General features: G+C 63.5%; 2 protein-coding genes. Both read left to right on the top strand.

Annotation, left to right across the window (positions count from 1 at the left end):
• Positions 1-40 precede the first annotated feature (40 nt).
• On the top strand, positions 41-13,156 hold the full coding sequence (locus RAB70_RS13410) for an amino acid adenylation domain-containing protein (RefSeq protein ID WP_353949532.1): 13,116 nt from the start codon (positions 41-43) through the stop codon (positions 13,154-13,156).
• On the top strand, positions 13,146-21,248 hold the full coding sequence (locus tag RAB70_RS13405; RefSeq protein ID WP_148828226.1) for a non-ribosomal peptide synthetase: 8,103 nt from the start codon (positions 13,146-13,148) through the stop codon (positions 21,246-21,248). The genes RAB70_RS13410 and RAB70_RS13405 overlap by 11 nt, the downstream gene beginning before the upstream one ends.
• The last annotated feature ends 13 nt before the right edge of the window (positions 21,249-21,261 follow it).

The raw sequence follows: 21,261 nt of genomic DNA, 5'->3' as shown, positions 1-21,261 counted from the left end.
ATCGCCGCGCACGCGACAACACAATTAAGGAAGCTACGTTATGAGCCTGCAATCCCTCATCGCCCGGCTGCTCGAAAAAGAAATTTCCGTTAGTACGGACGGCATCGAACTGACCGTACGAGCTGCGCCTGGAGTGCTCGACAATGACACGGTCGCGCTATTAAAGACGTGGAAGCAAGCATTGATTGCTGCCTTGCAGGATGGGACGGTGACGTTGTCAGGCAGCGCGTCTGCCGCCACGAAGATCACGCCCTCGATGCTGCCGCTGATAGCGCTGGAGCAGGAGGCGATCGATCGCCTGGTGGGCCAGGTGCCCGACGGCATGGGCAACGTACAGGACATCTACCCGCTCGCCCCGCTGCAGGAAGGCATCCTCTTCCACCACATGCTCGACACGACGGGCGATGCCTACTTGCTGCGCACCGTGCTCGGCTTCGAGGCGCGTCCACAGCTAGATGCGTTTCTGCACGCGCTGCAGATCGTCATTGATCGCCACGATATCCTGCGCACCGCCATCCATTGGCGCGACCTGCCCCAGGCCGTGCAACTCGTGCAGCGTCGTGCACCGTTGCCGCGACACGAACTGGGGTTCCTGTCGTTGCAGGAACTACTCGCACATACCGATCCCGCCACCCAGCGCCTGGATCTGCAGCGCGCTCCTCTGCTTGCGGCCTACATCGCCCGCGATCCGCTGACCCACCAATGGCGGTTGTCGCTCTTGACCCACCATCTGGTCTGCGACCACATCACCCTGGAAGTGATCATCGCCGAGATCCAGGCGGTGTTGCAGGGGCACGCCGACCAGTTGCCGCCATCGCTTCCCTACCGCAACTTCATCGCGCACATGCGCGCGGTGTCGACCGAGGCCCATGAGACCTATTTCCGCCAGCAACTGGGCGACCTGAGCGAGCCGACCGCACCGTTTGGGTTGCTCGCGATCCGCGACGACGATACAAGCCCGATCACCGAAGTCAAATCGGTCTTGCCGCCAGTGCTTTGCGCACAGCTACGCCAACTGGCGCGGCAACATGGGGTCTCCCCCGCGGTGCTGTTCCACGTGGCCTGGGCGCAGGTATTGCACAGCAGCGACGGCGGCCGCGAAGACGTGGTGTTCGGTACGGTCCTGAGCGGGCGCATGCAAGGCGGGGCGGGCGTCGGCACCGCGGTGGGCCTGTTCATCAACACCTTGCCGCTGCGCATCTCCCTGACGGGACTGAGTGTGCGCGACGCAGTGACGCAGATGGCCGTGCAATTGGGCGAGCTGTTGCGCCACGAGCAGGCACCGCTGACCTTGGCGCAGCGGTGCAGTGGCGTACCGGCCACGCAGCCGCTGTTCGGCGCCTTGCTCAACTATCGCCATAGCGCGCCAGCCAATACGCATCCGGGCGCGCTGCTAGGAATGGAATTGCTGCTTAGTGAGGAAAGGACCAATTATCCAGTCTCGATGTGTGTGGACGACTTCGGCGAACAGTTCGGATTGAAAGCGATCTGCCAGGGCATCGCTCCGGAACGGATGCTGGGATATTTCCAGAGCGCCATTGAGGCGGTGGTCCAGACGCTGGAGCAGACGCCGGAACGGCCCTTGGTCGAACTGGATGTATTGCCTGCCGCTGAGCGCCAAACACTACTGGTTGACTTCAATGCCACGGCACGGGACTACCCGCACGATCGCCTGATCCATCAGCTGTTCGAGGAACAGGCCGCACGCACGCCACAGGCCATCGCCCTGGTCTGCGACACCCAGACCCTCACCTACGCCGAACTCGATGCACGTGCCAACCGCCTCGCCCACTCCCTGATCGGCCTGGGCGTCGGTCTTGAGGATCGGGTTGCCATGCTCCTGCAACGGCGCATCAGCTCCGTCGTGGCTATGCTCGCTGTCCTCAAGGCCGGCGCCGCCTATGTTCCGCTGGATGCGACCTATCCCCCGGAGCGTGTGGCGCAACTGCTCGCCGACTGTGGTCCGATCGCCATCCTGACCGAGCCAGGCCTGCACGATCGCCTGCCTACAGACGCACCCTCGCTCATCCTGATCGAGGACGACGCCACCCAGTTCGCCGACCTGCCGCATACCGCCCCATCTGTCTCGGGCCTCACCGCTCATGCATTGGCCTACATCATCTACACCTCCGGCTCGACCGGCGTGCCCAAGGGCGTCATGGTCGAACACCGCAGCGTCCTGCGGCTGGTCATGCAAACCCGCTACGCCGCCCTGGAACCCACCGACGTCGTCGCCCATGGCGCCAATCCCGCCTTCGATGCGGCAACCTGGGAAGTCTGGGCGCCCTTGCTCCATGGCGCAGCCCTGTGTGTCGTCCCGCACGAGGTCATGCTCGATCCAGCCCAATTGCGCGCTTGCCTGCAGCGTCACCGCGTCACCGCGCTGTGGCTGACTGTGGGCTTGTTCAACCAGTACGTCGACATGCTGGACGGGGCCTTCGCCCAACTGCGCTACCTGCTGATCGGCGGCGATGTCCTCGACCCGCGCCGCGTGGCCCAATTGCTCTCCCAGCCGCAACGGCCGCAACAGGTGATCAACGCCTATGGTCCGACCGAGACCACGACGTTCGCCACGACCTTCCGCATCGACGCGGTGCCGCACCACGCCCACAGCATCCCGATCGGCCGCCCGATCGCCAATACCCAGGTCTACGTGCTCGACGCCGCCAGGCACCCCGTGCCGCTGGGCGCTATCGGCGAGCTCTACATCGGCGGGCCGGGCGTGGCGCGCGGCTACCTCAACCGCCCCGACCTGACCGCCGAACGCTTCCTGCCCGATCCCTTCAGCGACCAGCCCGATGCGCGCATGTACCGCACCGGTGATCTCGGCCGCTGGCGGCCCGATGGCACCCTGGAGTACCACGGCCGCAACGACTTCCAGGTCAAGCTGCGCGGCTTCCGCATCGAACTGGGCGAGATCGAGGCCCAACTCAGCGCCTGCCCCGGCGTCCGCGATGCGCTGGTGGCCGTGCGCGAGGACACCCCCGGCGACAAGCGCCTGGTCGCCTACCTCATCGCCCAGCCCGAGGCCGAGCTGCACGCCGCCGAACTGCGCGAACACCTGGCGCACGTGCTGCCCGAGTACATGCTGCCGGCCGCCTTCGTCACCCTGCCCGCCTTCCCGCTCACCCCCAACGGCAAGCGCGACCGCAAGGCCCTGCCCGCACCCGACCACACCGCCCTGGCCACCAAGCCCTACGAGGCACCACAAGGGCCGACCGAACAGGCCATCGCCGAGGTCTGGCAAGACCTGCTCGGCGTGGAACGGGTCGGCCGGCACGACCACTTCTTCGAACTCGGCGGTCACTCCTTGCTGGCCGTGCAGCTCATCGCCCGCCTGCGTCAGTCCCTGGCCGTGGACGTGCCCCTGCGCGAGCTGTTCGCCCACCCCAGCCTCGCTGCCTTCGCCGCCCAGGTCCACACCGCCGCCCGCGCCGAGGCCGACACACTCCCCCTGGCCGACCGCACCCAGCCCCTGCCGCTGTCCTGGGCGCAGCAACGCCTGTGGTTCCTCGACCAACTCGACCACGCCGCCGGCGCCGCCTACCACATGCCTGCCGCCCTGCGCCTGTCCGGACACCTGGACCGCATCGCCTTGCAGCGCACCCTGGACCGCATCGTCGAACGCCACGAGAGCCTGCGCACCACCTTCGCCCTGCACCAGGGCGAGCCGATCCAGGTCATCGCCCCGCCCCAGGTCGGCTTGCGCCTGGCCGAACACGATCTGTCCCATCTGCACGACCAGGTCCAACAGCAGGCCGTGGCCGAACGCGCCGCGGCCGAGGCCGCCGCGCCCTTCGACCTGGAACACGATCGGTTGATCCGCGGCCAGCTGCTGCGCCTGTCGCCCACCGAGCATGTGCTGCTGGTTACCCAGCATCACATCGTCTCCGACGGCTGGTCCATCGGCGTGCTGATCCAGGAAGTGGCGGCGTTGTACGCGGCCTTCCGCCTGGACCAACCCGATCCGCTGCCGCCGCTGGCCCTGCAGTACGCCGACTACGCCGCCTGGCAACGCCAGTGGCTGCATGGCGAGGTCACCGCCCGCCAGCTCGCGTTCTGGAAGCAGCACCTGGAGGGCGCTCCGGCCTACCTGGAACTGCCCACCGACCGGCCGCGTCCGCTGGTCCAGCGCCATGCCGGCGCTAGCCTGCCCATCGTCCTGCCCGCCCCCTTGGTCGACAAGCTGCAGGCCGTCAGCCGACGCCACGGCGTCACCCCGTTCATGACCCTGCTGGCCGCCTGGTCCCTCGTGCTGGCACGCCTGAGCGGCCAGCACGAGGTGGTCGTCGGCACCCCGGTGGCCAACCGCCAGCGCACCGAGGTCGAGCCGCTGATCGGCTTCTTCGTCAACACCCTGGCCTTGCGCGTGCGCCTGGATGAAGACCCCACCGTCGCCGACCTGCTGGCCCAGGTCCGGCACACCACCCTGACCGCCTACGAGCACCAGGACCTGCCCTTCGAGCAGGTCGTCGAAGCCCTGCAGCCGGTACGCAGCCTCAGCCACAGCCCTCTGTTCCAGGTCATGCTGGCCCTGGACAACACCCCGCTCGGACAGCCCCTGGCCTTGCCCGGGCTGACCTTGAGTCCAGTCGAACAGGCCATCGGCTCGGCCCACTTCGACCTCTCGCTCTCGCTGCACACCGCTGGCGAGCGCATGGAAGGCCAGCTCACCTATGCCAGCGACCTGTTCCAGCCCGGCACCGCACAGCGTTGGATCGGCTATTTCCTGCGCCTGCTCCAGGCCATGCTGGATGCCCCGCAGCAGCAACACCTGTCCACTCTGGACATGCTCGACGACGCCGAGCGCCGGCAGTTGCTGGTCGACTTCAATGCCACGGCACAGGACTACCCGCACGATCGCCTGATCCATCAGCTGTTCGAGGAACAAGCCGCACGCACGCCACAGGCCATCGCCCTGGTCTGCGACACCCAGACCCTCACCTACGCCGAACTCGATGCGCGCGCCAACCGCCTCGCCCATTTCCTGATCGACCTGGGCGTCGGTCTTGAGGATCGGGTTGCCGTCTGCCTGCAGCGGGGTCCAGCCCTGATCGAGGCGATGTTCGCGATCCTAAAATCGGGGGCTGCTTACATCCCGATCGATCCGGATTATCCCGAAGACCGTATTCGCCACCTATTGACCGACAGTGCACCCAAATTGGTGCTGACACAGTTGCAGCTACGTGATACCGCAGCCCATGCACTGGCAAAGGTAGTCGTGATAGATGCGGCGGACACCGTTGAACAAGTTCAACGCTGCCCGGCTTCAAATCCACTTGCGCACGGTGCCACGTTCACGGCATCGCACCTGGCGTACGTCATCTATACCTCCGGCTCAACCGGTTTGCCGAAAGGCGCGATGAACCACCATCGCGGCATAGTCAACACGGTCCACGACCTGATCTCCCGATTCGCGATAGGTTCCGGGCACCGCATGCTGCAATTCGCATCAAGCAGTTTCGATGCCAGCATAGTGGAAATCATGGTCACGTTATGCAGTGGCGCGGCGCTACGCCTGATACCTACAGATACGCTACTGGCCGGCAGAGCGTTGCGTGAGGTACTTGCCGACGGCATCACACATGCATTGCTCTCGCCGACGTCGCTCTCCAGCCTATCGGAAGAGAGCAAAATCGGCGAGCTACAGACTCTAATTGCCGCAGCAGAGACACTGCCTCCGGCATTGGCCATGCGATGGGCCGCCAACTACCGCCTCCTAAATGCTTATGGCCCAAGCGAAGCGGCGATCTGTGCAAGCACCTTCGATTGCACAGGCATAAGCGGAAAAGAAAGCACGATGCCAATCGGCCGCCCCGTTGCCAATACGCGGTTCTATCTGCTCGATGCAGCGCAATCAGTGGTTCCTCTTGGCAGTATCGGCGAAATATTCATCGGTGGCATTGGCGTAGGAAATGGCTACCTCAATCGCCCCGATCTGACCGCCGAGCGCTTCCTGCCCGATCCCTTCAGCGACCAGCCCGATGCGCGCATGTACCGCACCGGCGATCTCGGCCGCTGGCGGCCCGATGGCACCCTGGAGTACCACGGCCGCAACGACTTCCAGGTCAAGCTGCGCGGCTTCCGCATCGAACTGGGCGAGATCGAGGCCCAGCTCAGCGCCTGCGCCGGCGTCCGCGATGCGCTGGTGGCCGTGCGTGAGGACACCCCCGGCGACAAGCGCCTGGTCGCCTACCTCATCGCCCAGCCCGAGGCCGAGCTGCACGCCGCCGAACTGCGCGAACAGCTGGCGCATGCGTTGCCGGACTACATGCTGCCGGCCGCCTTCGTCACCCTGCCGGCCTTCCCGCTCACTCCCAACGGCAAACTCGACCGCAAGGCCCTGCCTGCGCCCGATCACACCGCACTGGCCAGCAAGCCCTACGAGGCCCCGCAAGGGCCGACCGAACAGGCCATCGCCGAGATCTGGCAAGACCTGCTGGGCGTCGAACGCGTCGGCCGGCACGACCACTTCTTCGAACTCGGCGGCCACTCGATGCTGGCAATCGCCATCGTCGACAAGCTGAATCAACGTGGCGTCATGACCGACATCCGCGCTTTGTTCAGTACACCGACACCGGCTGGTCTAGCGGCGGTAGCAACGTCCATGGCGCCCATGGCTGCGCAGACATCCGTGAATTTGATTGCTGAAGACGCAGTATCGATCACGTCCGCGATGCTGCCGCTGATAGCGCTGGAGCAGGAGGCGATCGATCGCCTGGTGGGCCAGGTGCCCGACGGCGTGGGCAACGTACAGGACATCTACCCGCTCGCCCCGCTGCAGGAAGGCATCCTCTTCCACCACATGCTCGACACGACGGGCGATGCCTACTTGCTGCGCACCGTGCTCGGCTTCGAGGCGCGTCCACAGCTAGATGCGTTTCTGCACGCGCTGCAGATCGTCATTGATCGCCACGATATCCTGCGCACCGCCATCCATTGGCGCGACCTGCCCCAGGCCGTGCAACTCGTGCAGCGTCGTGCACCGTTGCCGCGACACGAACTGGGGTTCCTGTCGTTGCAGGAACTACTCGCACATACCGATCCCGCCACCCAGCGCCTGGATCTGCAGCGCGCTCCTCTGCTTGCGGCCTACATCGCCCGCGATCCGCTGACCCACCAATGGCGGTTGTCGCTCTTGACCCACCATCTGGTCTGCGACCACATCACCCTGGAAGTGATCATCGCCGAGATCCAGGCGGTGTTGCAGGGGCACGCCGACCAGTTGCCGCCATCGCTTCCCTACCGCAACTTCATCGCGCACATGCGCGCGGTGTCGACCGAGGCCCATGAGACCTATTTCCGCCAGCAACTGGGCGACCTGAGCGAGCCGACCGCACCGTTTGGGTTGCTCGCGATCCGCGACGACGATACAAGCCCGATCACCGAAGTCAAATCGGTCTTGCCGCCAGTGCTTTGCGCACAGCTACGCCAACTGGCGCGGCAACATGGGGTCTCCCCCGCGGTGCTGTTCCACGTGGCCTGGGCGCAGGTATTGCACAGCAGCGACGGCGGCCGCGAAGACGTGGTGTTCGGTACGGTCCTGAGCGGGCGCATGCAAGGCGGGGCGGGCGTCGGCACCGCGGTGGGCCTGTTCATCAACACCTTGCCGCTGCGCATCTCCCTGACGGGACTGAGTGTGCGCGACGCAGTGACGCAGATGGCCGTGCAATTGGGCGAGCTGTTGCGCCACGAGCAGGCACCGCTGACCTTGGCGCAGCGGTGCAGTGGCGTACCGGCCACGCAGCCGCTGTTCGGCGCCTTGCTCAACTATCGCCATAGCGCGCCAGCCAATACGCATCCGGGCGCGCTGCTAGGAATGGAATTGCTGCTTAGTGAGGAAAGGACCAATTATCCAGTCTCGATGTGTGTGGACGACTTCGGCGAACAGTTCGGATTGAAAGCGATCTGCCAGGGCATCGCTCCGGAACGGATGCTGGGATATTTCCAGAGCGCCATTGAGGCGGTGGTCCAGACGCTGGAGCAGACGCCGGAACGGCCCTTGGTCGAACTGGATGTATTGCCTGCCGCTGAGCGCCAAACACTACTGGTTGACTTCAATGCCACGGCACGGGACTACCCGCACGATCGCCTGATCCATCAGCTGTTCGAGGAACAGGCCGCACGCACGCCACAGGCCATCGCCCTGGTCTGCGACACCCAGACCCTCACCTACGCCGAACTCGATGCACGCGCCAACCGCCTCGCCCATTACCTGCGCACGCAACGGGCAGTCAGTTCGGACACGCTGGTCGGCCTATGCTTTGAACGCTCTATCCAGATGGTGGTAGCAATCCTGGGCATCCTCAAGGCTGGCGGTGCTTATTTGCCAATCGATCCGGACTATCCGGAAAGTCGTATCCGGCACATGCTGGACGATGCCACCCCGGCAATCGTGCTCATCTCGCGTTCGCTGCACATGCAGGTCTCCCTGCCGGACCGCTTGGCACTGTGCCTGGACGATCCGACGATCGAACACGAAATCGCCTTGCAGCCTGCAACTGCTCCCGATTCCCAGTTCGTCAGTTCGCGCAACCTCGCCTATGTCATCTATACGTCCGGTTCTACCGGCATGCCCAAGGGCGTCATGGTCGAACACCGCAGCGTCTTGCGGTTGGTGATAGATAATCCTTTCGCTGAAATCGGCGCGAATGACTGTGTCGTGCACTGCGCCAATATCGCTTTCGACGCGGCCACCTGGGAACTGTGGTCCGCGCTGCTCAATGGCGGCAGAGTACTACTCGTGCCGCAGGATGTCGTGCTGGATGCGCCACGCTTTGCCCGCCTACTACAAAGTAGTGGCGCGACGGCAGCATTCCTGACAGTCGCACTGTTCAACCAATATGCCGATGTCCTGTCGTTGGTGTTGCCAAAGATGAACTACCTGCTGTTCGGGGGCGAACAGACCGACATCCAACACATCCGGAAGATTTTCTCCAGCGCTGCGCCGCGTCACCTGGTGCATTGCTACGGTCCGACCGAAACCACTACATTTGCGACAACCTACGACATCGTTTCCATTTCGGAGCGGGCCACTACGCTGCCGATCGGCGCGCCGATCGGCAACACCTCTATCTATCTGTTGAACAAGCACCTGCAGCCAGTCGCTCTTGGCGCCATCGGTGAGCTTTACATCGGCGGGCCGGGCGTGGCGCGCGGCTACCTCAACCGCCCCGAGCTGACCGCCGAACGCTTCCTGCCCGATCCCTTCAGCGACCAGCCCGATGCGCGCATGTACCGCACCGGCGATCTCGGCCGCTGGCGGCCCGATGGCACCCTGGAGTACCACGGCCGCAACGACTTCCAGGTCAAGCTGCGCGGCTTCCGCATCGAACTGGGCGAGATCGAGGCCCAGCTCAGCGCCTGCGCCGGCGTCCGCGATGCGCTGGTGGCCGTGCGCGAGGACACCCCCGGCGACAAGCGCCTGGTCGCCTACCTCATCGCCCAGCCCGAGGCCGAGCTGCACGCCGCCGAACTGCGCGAACACCTGGCGCACGTGTTGCCCGAGTACATGCTGCCGGCCGCCTTCGTCACCCTGCCCGCCTTCCCGCTCACCCCCAACGGCAAGCGCGACCGCAAGGCCCTGCCCGCACCCGACCACACCGCCCTGGCCACCAAGCCCTACGAGGCACCACAAGGGCCGACCGAACAGGCCATCGCCGAGGTCTGGCAAGACCTGCTCGGCGTGGAACGGGTCGGCCGGCACGACCACTTCTTCGAACTCGGCGGTCACTCCTTGCTGGCCGTGCAGCTCATCGCCCGCCTGCGTCAGTCCCTGGCCGTGGACGTGCCCCTGCGCGAGCTGTTCGCCCACCCCAGCCTCGCTGCCTTCGCCGCCCAGGTCCACACCGCCGCCCGCGCCGAGGCCGACACACTCCCCCTGGCCGACCGCACCCAGCCCCTGCCGCTGTCCTGGGCGCAGCAACGCCTGTGGTTCCTCGACCAACTCGACCACGCCGCCGGCGCCGCCTACCACATGCCTGCCGCCCTGCGCCTGTCCGGACACCTGGACCGCATCGCCTTGCAGCGCACCCTGGACCGCATCGTCGAACGCCACGAGAGCCTGCGCACCACCTTCGCCCTGCACCAGGGCGAGCCGATCCAGGTCATCGCCCCGCCCCAGGTCGGCTTGCGCCTGGCCGAACACGATCTGTCCCATCTGCACGACCAGGTCCAACAGCAGGCCGTGGCCGAACGCGCCGCGGCCGAGGCCGCCGCGCCCTTCGACCTGGAACACGATCGGTTGATCCGCGGCCAGCTGCTGCGCCTGTCGCCCACCGAGCATGTGCTGCTGGTTACCCAGCATCACATCGTCTCCGACGGCTGGTCCATCGGCGTGCTGATCCAGGAAGTGGCGGCGTTGTACGCGGCCTTCCGCCTGGACCAACCCGATCCGCTGCCGCCGCTGGCCCTGCAGTACGCCGACTACGCCGCCTGGCAACGCCAGTGGCTGCATGGCGAGGTCACCGCCCGCCAGCTCGCGTTCTGGAAGCAGCACCTGGAGGGCGCTCCGGCCTACCTGGAACTGCCCACCGACCGGCCGCGTCCGCTGGTCCAGCGCCATGCCGGCGCTAGCCTGCCCATCGTCCTGCCCGCCCCCTTGGTCGACAAGCTGCAGGCCGTCAGCCGACGCCACGGCGTCACCCCGTTCATGACCCTGCTGGCCGCCTGGTCCCTCGTGCTGGCACGCCTGAGCGGCCAGCACGAGGTGGTCGTCGGCACCCCGGTGGCCAACCGCCAGCGCACCGAGGTCGAGCCGCTGATCGGCTTCTTCGTCAACACCCTGGCCTTGCGCGTGCGCCTGGATGAAGACCCCACCGTCGCCGACCTGCTGGCCCAGGTCCGGCACACCACCCTGACCGCCTACGAGCACCAGGACCTGCCCTTCGAGCAGGTCGTCGAAGCCCTGCAGCCGGTACGCAGCCTCAGCCACAGCCCTCTGTTCCAGGTCATGCTGGCCCTGGACAACACCCCGCTCGGACAGCCCCTGGCCTTGCCCGGGCTGACCTTGAGTCCAGTCGAACAGGCCATCGGCTCGGCCCACTTCGACCTCTCGCTCTCGCTGCACACCGCTGGCGAGCGCATGGAAGGCCAGCTCACCTATGCCAGCGACCTGTTCCAGCCCGGCACCGCACAGCGTTGGATCGGCTATTTCCTGCGCCTGCTCCAGGCCATGCTGGATGCCCCGCAGCAGCAACACCTGTCCACTCTGGACATGCTCGACGACGCCGAGCGCCGGCATTTGCTGGTCGACTTCAATGCCACGGCACAGGACTACCCGCACGATCGCCTGATCCATCAGCTGTTCGAGGAACAAGCCGCACGCACGCCACAGGCCATCGCCCTGGTCTGCGACACCCAGACCCTCACCTACGCCGAACTCGATGCACGTGCCAACCGCCTCGCCCACTCCCTGATCGGCCTGGGCGTCGGTCTTGAGGATCGGGTTGCCATGCTCCTGCAACGGCGCATCAGCTCCGTCGTGGCCATGCTCGCCGTCCTCAAGGCCGGCGCCACCTATGTTCCGCTGGATGCCACCTATCCCCCGGAGCGTGTGGCCCAACTGCTCGCCGACTGCCGGCCGACCGCCGTCGTGACCGAGGCAGGCCTGCATGATCGCCTGCCCACAGACGCACCCTCGCTCATCCTGATCGAGGACGACGCCACCCAGTTCGCCGACCTGCCGCATACCGCCCCATCTGTCTCGGGCCTCACCGCCCACGCATTGGCCTACATCATCTACACCTCCGGCTCGACCGGCGTGCCCAAGGGCGTCATGGTCGAACACCGCAGCGTCCTGCGGCTGGTCATGCAAACCCGCTACGCCGCCCTGGAACCCACCGACGTCGTCGCCCATGGCGCCAATCCCGCCTTCGATGCGGCAACCTGGGAAGTCTGGGCACCCTTGCTCCATGGCGCGGCCCTGTGTGTCGTCCCGCACGAGGTCATGCTCGATCCGGCCCAATTGCGCGCTTGCCTGCAGCGTCACCGCGTCACCGCGCTGTGGCTGACCGTGGGCTTGTTCAACCAGTATGTCGGCGTGCTGGACGCGGCCTTCGCCCAACTGCGCTACCTGTTGATCGGCGGCGATGTCCTCGACCCGCGCCGCGTGGCCCAATTGCTCTCCCAGCCGCAACGGCCGCAACAGGTGATCAACGCCTATGGTCCGACCGAGACCACGACGTTCGCCACGACCTTCTGCATCGAAGCGGTACCGAACCAGGCCCACAGCATCCCGATCGGCCGCCCGATCGCCAATACCCAGGTCTACGTGCTCGACGCCGCCAGGCACCCCGTGCCACTGGGCGCTATCGGCGAGCTCTACATCGGCGGGCCGGGCGTGGCGCGCGGCTACCTCAACCGCTCCGATCTGACCGCCGAGCGCTTCCTGCCCGATCCCTTCAGCGACCAGCCCGATGCGCGCATGTACCGCACCGGCGATCTCGGCCGCTGGCGGCCCGATGGCACCCTGGAGTACCACGGCCGCAACGACTTCCAGGTCAAGCTGCGCGGCTTCCGCATCGAACTGGGCGAGATCGAGGCCCAGCTCAGCGCCTGCGCCGGCGTCCGCGATGCGCTGGTGGCCGTGCGCGAGGACACCCCCGGCGACAAGCGCCTGGTCGCCTACCTCATCGCCCAGCCCGAGGCCGAGCTGCACGCCGCCGCACTGCGCGAACACCTGGCGCACGTGTTGCCCGAGTACATGCTGCCGGCCGCCTTCGTCACCCTGCCCGCCTTCCCGCTCACTCCCAACGGCAAACTCGACCGCAAGGCCCTGCCTGCGCCCGATCACACCGCCCTGGCCACCAAGCCCTACGAGGCCCCGCAAGGGCCGACCGAACCGATCATCGCCGAGATCTGGCAAGACCTGCTGGGCGTCGAACGCGTCGGCCGGCACGACCACTTCTTCGAACTCGGCGGCCACTCCTTGCTGGCCACTCAGTTCGTGGCACGCGTACGCGAATGCATGGAAATCGAACTTCCGCTCAAAGCACTCTTCATGCAGCCAACCTTGATTGATATCGCCGATGTGATCACCGAGCTTCAACTTGCCCTGTACGAAGAAGACGACATTCATGACATCGACAGCGATCTCGCCACACTTGTCGAGAGCGAACTGTTGGCAATGCTAAAAGAGAATCACAATGCAAAATGAAGCCACGCTGGAACAACTGAAGCGCGCCGTCAAACTGCAGAGACTTCTGCAGCAGGGCATAATCGCAAAGAAGAAAGCGGCGCGCCCGCTGCTATCTCTGGCCGACCGGACCAAGCCGCTGCAGCTGTCTTGGGGGCAGCAGCGCCTATGGTTCGTTGATCAGTTGGACAGTTCCGCAAGTGCGGCATATCACATGCCCTCGGCCCTACGGCTGTCAGGTCTTCTGGACACTGGTGCATTGCGTAGCGCGCTGGATCGAATCGTTGCGCGCCATGAAATTCTCCGGACTACGTTCAAAATTAACGAAGACGGTCCGGTACAGTCCATCGCACCCGCAGATATCGGCCTGGAGTTGCTTGAACACGATCTATGCAATCTCATGGGTGCCGACCTGGAAAATGAAATAGAACTCCTCAGCAAACAAGCGCATGGTGCACCTTTTGACCTGACCAAAGGCCCGCTGATCAGAGGCAGATTGCTGCGCATCGACAAAGACCAGCATATTCTTTTTCTGACCCAACATCACATCATTTCCGATGGCTGGTCGATTTCGCTACTGATCCAGGAAGTCGGCGCCTTATACGCCGCTTTTCTCGCAAATCAACCAGATCCACTTCCACCACTGACGATCCAATATGCGGATTATTCCACCTGGCAACGAGAATGGCTGCAAGGGGATGAGTTGCAACAACAACTGAGCTTCTGGACGCAAGAACTTTCCGGCGCCCCTGAGCTGTTGCAATTGCCCACCGACCACCAGCGCCCGGCAACTCAAAACTTTGCGGGTTCGACCATCGCCGTGGAAATGTCAGCCACGCTGGTCTCCGAACTGAACGCACTGAGCAAACGTAACGGCGCCACTCTGTTCATGACACTACTGGCAGCCTGGGCAGTAGTGCTGGCGCGACTGGTCGGCGGAAATGACATCGTGATCGGCACACCTGTGGCCAACCGCCAACGCGCAGAGGTCGAGAGGCTACTCGGTCTATTTGTGAACACCTTGGCTCTGCGGGTGCGACTGGAAGGTGATCCAAGCACGAGCCAACTGCTACAGCAAGTAAAGGCGTCGACGCTCGCCGCGTACGAGCATCAGGATCTTCCCTTCGAGCAAGTGGTGGAAGCGCTGCAGCCGACGCGCAGCCTGAGCCACAGCCCACTGTTCCAAGTCATGCTGGCGCTGAACAACACGCCTGAGCGCGGCGAACTGACGCTGCCGGGTTTAACTCTGGAAGGCATCGAACAATCACTGCAAACCTCCCACTTGGACCTGACCCTTTCGCTCAACGAGGTCGGCGGGCGTCTGGTCGGAACCCTCAACTACGCCAGCGACCTGTTCGATCGAGAAACTGTCTGTCGTTGGGTCGGATACCTGCATCGCACACTTGCCGAGATGGTTTCGGATCCAGACAGGCCGATCAGTGAAATCGAGATGTTGAGCGATGCGGAACGGCGTCGGCTGATCACCGACTTAAATGCCAACTGCGCGCCGTACCCTGACACTGTTTTGGTTCACCAATTGTTCGAAATGCAAGCAAGGTCGCAGCCTGACGCATTGGCGATCTCTTACCAAGGAACGCATCTTAGCTACGCTGAACTCAATGCCCGTGCCAATCGTGTTGCACACGCCCTGATCGCGCTTGGCGCACGTCCGGATACGCTTATCGCGATTTGCATGCAGCGAAGCGTGGATATGATCGTGGCGGTGCTTGCCGTCCTCAAGTCCGGCGCCGCCTATGTACCGCTGGATCCTTCCTATCCAGTCGAGCGTCTGCAATTCATGTTGAATGACAGCAGGCCGATGGTGCTACTAACCCAATCGGCCCTGGCTGCCACTATGCCGGCGATCCACGCACCTGTCCTGCTCCTCGACGAAGAGGATGCATCCTGGGCTATGCAGCCCTGTACCGATCCTGACACGCGCGAAATCGGGCAGACGCCGGACCAGCTCGCTTACATGATCTATACATCCGGCTCGAGCGGGCTACCGAAGGGCGTGCTGGTCGAGCACCGCAGCCTGTGCAACTTGGTTGCAGCGCAAATCGACTCGCTCCTGCTAACGCCGCAGAGTCGCGTGCTGCAGTTTGTCTCTTTCAGCTTCGATGTCTGCATCTCAGAGATCGCCATGGCGCTTTGTAGCGGGGCCAGCCTGCACCTCGCGCATCCGGACGCGCTGATCCCCGGGCAGCCATTGATAGAGACGCTGAGGCGCAAGCGCATCAGCCACGTCAGCCTGCCGCTGCCGGCGCTGGCCGCGTTGCCGACAGATGTGCCATTGGATGATTTGCACACCATCATCGTCGGTGGGGACGTCTGTCCGTCGTCCCTTGCCAGACAGTGGTCTTCCGGGCGCAAGTTCTTCAACGTATACGGTCCAACCGAAGCCACCGTCAGCGCCACCTCGTTCGCCTACGTCGACACCATCGGCAACGCTTTGCCCATCGGCACACCGTTGCCGAATGTTCGGATCTACATCCTGGATGACATGCTGCGCCCCGCGCCTTCTGGAGTCGTTGGCGAAATATACATCGGTGGCGTGGGTGTCGCGCGTGGCTATTGGGCACGACCGGAACTAAACGAAGCGCGCTTCCTGCCTGATCCGTTCGGCCTAGACGCCGATGCACGCATGTACAAGACGGGCGACCTGGGACGCTGGCTGGCGGACGGCAACCTGGAGTTCTGCGGCCGCAATGATTTTCAGGTCAAGATTCGCGGCTTCCGCATCGAACTAGGCGAGATCGAAATGCGGCTGACACGGTGCGAGGGGGTCCGCGACGCCATCGTGGATGCGCGCAACGATGTACATGGGCAAAAACGGCTGGTGGCTTATGCGAGCGCACAGCAAGGCAAGACGCTGACGGCGGCGGCTTTGCGTGGCGAACTGGCACAGGCGCTCCCGGATTACATGTTACCCAGCAGCTACGTCGTAATGGAGCGTTTTCCGCTCACGCCCAATGGCAAGATAGATCGCAAAGCCCTGCCTGCACCAGAAGCAGCCGACCAGGCTGCCTCTGAGTATCTACCGCCACAAGGCGATATTGAACAGGTGGTTGCCAACATCTGGCAGCAGCTGCTTGGGTTGGCGAGGGTCGGCCGGAACGATCACTTCTTTGAGCTGGGTGGACATTCGCTGCTTGCCGCGCAGGTGATCTCGCGGCTCCGCCAGATGTTAAGCGTCGAGGTCCAGCTCCGCGAAATTTTCGCACGGCCGATACTGTCGGATTTCGCAACGGCAGTCGAAACAGCGCGAAGTGCAAGCATCTCCGAAATCTTGACCGCCGACCGAACTCGTCCACTCCCGTTGTCGTGGGCGCAGCAGAGGCTCTGGTTCCTCGATCGGCTGGACAATGCCGGCACCGCCTATCACATGCCGGCAGCAATGCGCCTAACTGGAAAACTCGACCGAGCCTCGCTGCGCAAAGCTCTAGATCGGGTCGTCGCGCGCCACGAGATACTACGTACCCGCTTCGAGTTGGCCGATGGCGAGCCCACACAGATCATCGCACCGGCGGATAGCGGCTTTACCCTATTCGAACACGATCTACGAGCGCTGCCAGAGCACCTGAAAGCAGAAACGGTGCAAGAACTGAGCACGCAGGAGATGCAGGCGCCGTTCGATCTACAAACCGGCCCGTTGATACGCGGCCAACTTTTGCAACTCTCCGAATCTGAACACGTCTTGCTGTTGACGCAGCATCACATCATCTCTGATGGCTGGTCGATTCCGTTGTTGGTGAACGAAGTCGGCGCCTTGTACTCGGCATTCCACACCGGCACCGACGATCCACTCCCTCCCTTAGCGCTGCAGTATGCAGACTATGCTGTCTGGCAACGTGATTGGCTTCGCGGCGCCGCACTTGACAAGCAGGTCGCGTTCTGGAAAACACAGCTTACCGATGCGCCGACGCTACTGGAATTGCCGACCGATCGTCCGCGACCGGCGCTGCAGACCCACCTAGGTGGGACCGTACCGCTTGAACTGCCGGCACCGCTTGCACAAGCGTTGAGGGCACTGAACCAGCGCCATGGAACCACGATGTTCATGACGCTGCTGGCCGGCTGGTCGATCGTATTGTCCCGATTGAGCGGCCAGGAGGATCTGGTGATCGGCGCTTCGATCGCAAATAGGCAGCGCGCAGAAATCGAGCCATTGCTTGGCTTTTTCGTAAATACTCTGGCGCTACGGATGCGGCTGCACGAGGATCCGACCGTCACAGACCTGCTCAGCTACACCAAAGCGACAACCCTCGCCGCCTATGAACATCAGGATGTTCCGTTCGAGCAGGTCGTGGAAGCAGTACAGCCAGTACGCAGCATGAGCCACAGCCCGCTGTTTCAAGTGATGCTGGCACTGAACAACAACCACGACGAAGGCGAACTTGTAGTTCCAGGCTTGTCGATCAGCGGTATTGCTCAAACGCAGAATGTGAGCCGCTTCGACTTGACGCTGGCGCTGCGCGAGTCCGGTGACACCCTGGAAGGCAGCCTCACCTACTCAAGCGACTTGTTCGATCGCGCCACGATCGAACGCTGGGCTGAGCACCTGGTACAGGTTCTGTCCGACATGGCGGACCACGACAAACGCCACATCAGTCAGCTCAACCTGCTGTCTTCGGAAGATCAGCGACGGCTGATCTTCGAGTTCAATGACACAGGCAGAGACTTTCAGCAGACGGATCTTTTGCATCGCCTGTTCGAGGCTCGGGCGCACGAGCAGCCCGATGCGGTCGCCGTGGTCTACCAGAATACCCAACTCACGTATGGAGAACTGAACCGTCGCGCCAACCAGGTAGCGCACGCGCTGCTGGAGCTCGGCAGCAAGCCCGATGCGCGGGTCGCTATCTGCTTGGAACGCAGCGTGGAAATGGCAGTCGCCATTCTCGGCGTGCTGAAATCCGGTGCTGGCTACGTACCTCTGGATCCGACCTATCCGAGCGAACGCCTTGCGCACATGCTAGCCGACAGCTCTCCGTTGGCGCTGCTGACGCAGAACACACTGCAACCATCCCTTCCGGCAACCGCGATTCCAGTCATCGTGCTGGACGTCGCCACAGCAGCAATTGCCGGGAAGCCGGAGACCGATCCCGATCCGAACGTTCTGGGTTGCCATCCCCGACAACTGGCCTACGTGATCTACACCTCTGGTTCCACCGGTTTGCCAAAGGGAGTGATGATCGAGCACCGATCTGCAGTCAATTTCTGGAACGTCATGCGCGAGACGACACATCGTCCATGTCCGCCGCATGCGCGCATCGCAGTTAATGCGTCCTACACTTTTGATATGTCGCTGAAGGGATGGCTGCAGTTGCTCTCCGGCCATACGCTACACCTGATTCCTCAGCACTTGAGGGCCGATGCGAAGGCATTCTGTGGATTTCTGGAGGCTCATCGCATCGACGCCTTTGATTGCACCCCCTCGCAGTTGGAGGCTTTACTCTCCGCTGGCCTGATGGAGAGCCCCGACTATCGCGCATGCAGTGTACTGATCGGTGGTGAGGCAATCGGCAATACGCTTTGGGAACGTCTGCGACAGTCGGTCACCACCCGCTTCTTCAACATGTACGGCCCCACCGAAGCGACCATCGATGCCACAATCTGCGAAATCAACGGCTCGACGTCCTCCGCACATATCGGCGGTCCGATCCACAATGTACGCACGTACCTGCTTGATACGCACGGCAAGCCGGTTCCGCTGGGAATACCAGGTGAGATACACATCGGTGGCACCGGCGTTGCCCGTGGCTATCTGCAGCGCCCGGAGCTAAGCGCCGAACGTTTCCTGCCCGATCCGTTCGGGACGGAAACGGATGCCCGAATGTACAAGACCGGTGACCTCGGCAGTTGGCGTGCTGATGGCACCATCAAGTACCTCGGCCGCAACGACTTCCAGGTGAAGATCCGTGGCTTTCGTGTCGAGCTCGGCGAGATCGAGGCGCGGCTACGTGATTTCCCCGGAGTACGCGACGCCGTGGTGGTGGCACGCGAAGACGTCACCGGTGGCAAACGCCTGATCGCCTATCTGGTCGCTCAAGGCCCAACTTCGCCAGGCATCGCCGAATTGCGCGAGCATCTGAGTTCATCTCTGGCCGAATTCATGGTGCCCAGCCTATTTCAGATACTCGGAGCTTTCCCGCTCAATGCCAATGGCAAGCTCGACCGCAACGCGCTGCCCACTCCGGACGGCGATGCGATGCTGTCCGGCACCTACGAAGCGCCAACAGGCCCAACGGAGATAGCGTTGACCGAGATATGGAAGGAGCTGCTGGAGGTCGATCGAATCGGCCGAAACGACGACTTCTTCGAGCTGGGAGGTCATTCGTTGCTCGCGATCCAATTGATCGCACAGATCCAGCAGCGACTTGCCACTGAGCTGGGCCTGCGCGAACTATTCAGCGGCTCAAAACTGCGCGACTTGGCAGCAACTGTGGATCATCGCCGCACATGGCATCCAAATCTTGCGCCGATCCGAACGTCAGGTGATGCGCGTCCATTGTTCCTGGTGCATCCCGGTGAAGGCGAGGTCGGCTACGCGCATGCGCTTGCACCATGGATCGACACAGACATTCCTGTCTATGCCCTCGCCGCGAGCGGCTTCCTGGAGGAGGAGCCGCCCCACGCCACGGTAGAGGAGATGGCGGATTGCTACATCGGCGCGATGCGCGAAGTGCAGCCGACAGGGCCTTACCGGATCGCGGGCTGGTCCGCAGGCGGCACCATCGCCTATGAAATAGCCCACCGTCTGATTGCGGCCGATGAGCAGGTGGATTTCCTTGGCTTGCTCGATACCACCGCGGTCTACCCGCCCTTGCCTGCAATAGCGGCAGGTGCAATGGACGGCACGTCGGCACAAGCCGCCACGGTACTCGCCTGGCTCTCTGCCACGGTATCTCCGCAGCTACTCGAGCGGCTTGAGCCGTTGGCCGCTGCGGGCAGCATCGAAGAAATGCTTGCATGCTGCCAGGACGCAGACGAACTGCCCCCTGGCATCCCGATCAGCATGCTGCACCGCCATGCGTTGGTTCGCTACTCGATCGCTGCCGCGGTTCGCCGCTACGTACTGCCGTCGATCCCGGTCGAAGTCCATCTTTTCTCGGCGCAGGATCAATATCGCGAAGATCCATCGCTGGGCTGGACTCAATCGATCGGCCGCCGCCTGCGGCAGTATCCGGTCGGCGGAGACCACCGTACGATGGTGGAGCGGACGCACTTGCCCTCGCTGGCAGGCGCATTGTGCAAGGCGATGCACCAAGCGCAGGCGCAGCACCTCCCCGCTTCCGAGGCGGCTTACGAGCCCTGCATCGTCCTGAGGAGCGGAACGCGGCGCGAGAGCACCGTGCTATGCATCCCAGGCGCAGGCTCCAGCGTAGCGGTATTCGCTTCGCTTTCGCAGGCGCTGCCTGCTGGCACGGCGATGCATGGCATGCAGGCTCGCGGGCTATGCGGCACCCTTGTACCGCATCTGAGCGTCGAAAGCGCCGCTCGTGCCTATATACGAAGCCTGCACCGCGCATCATTGCGGGCGCCATATCGCCTGCTGGGTCACTCTTATGGCGGCTGGATCGCCTGCGAAATGGCATGTCAGCTGCAGGCGGCAGGCGAACACGTGTCGGCACTGGTCGTACTCGACACCGAAGCGCCGCAGGCTACGCCGTCGGGCAATGCGCGCTGTTCCCGACTAGACAGTCTGTTGCGACTGGTGGAGCTCTATGAAATGCGGCTCGGTCGCCCGTTGCCCTTGAGCGCCGTAGACCTCGTCGGATTGGACGAAGAAGCACAACTTGCCTTGCTGCTTTCACGCCTAGTCGCGGCCGGCATCGTTCCGGCCAAAACCAGGATCGAGGTCATGCGGGGCATCGTGCGTGTTTTCTGTGGCAATCTCGCCGAGCACTATGTCCTGCCAACAACCAGCCTGCCGCGCGTCCATGTCGCCATCGCCAGTGATGACGACAACGCTGCCGCACAACGCGATGCCTGGCACGGTCTTACGCCCAGCGCGGCAATTTGGTCCGCCCCTGGCAACCACATGACAATGCTGGAAATGCCGAACGTAGAAAAATTGGCCGCTTGGCTGCACCCCATCCTTTCTTCGAACTGAACCTTCAACCCCA

Origin of the sequence: Xanthomonas sontii, from assembly GCF_040529055.1 — a bacterium.
In the GTDB taxonomy this organism is placed as follows: Bacteria; Pseudomonadota; Gammaproteobacteria; order Xanthomonadales; family Xanthomonadaceae; genus Xanthomonas_A; species Xanthomonas_A sontii.
Note: the sequence above shows the minus strand (reverse complement) of the source record. Positions and strands in the feature narration are given on the sequence as shown.

Excerpts from the sequence above, each read along its gene's own strand:
- RAB70_RS13410 (WP_353949532.1), top strand. The coding sequence starts at position 41 with ATGAGCCTGCAATCCCTCATCGCCCGGCTGCTCGAAAAAGAAATTTCC.
- RAB70_RS13405 (WP_148828226.1), top strand. The coding sequence starts at position 13,146 with ATGCAAAATGAAGCCACGCTGGAACAACTGAAGCGCGCCGTCAAACTG.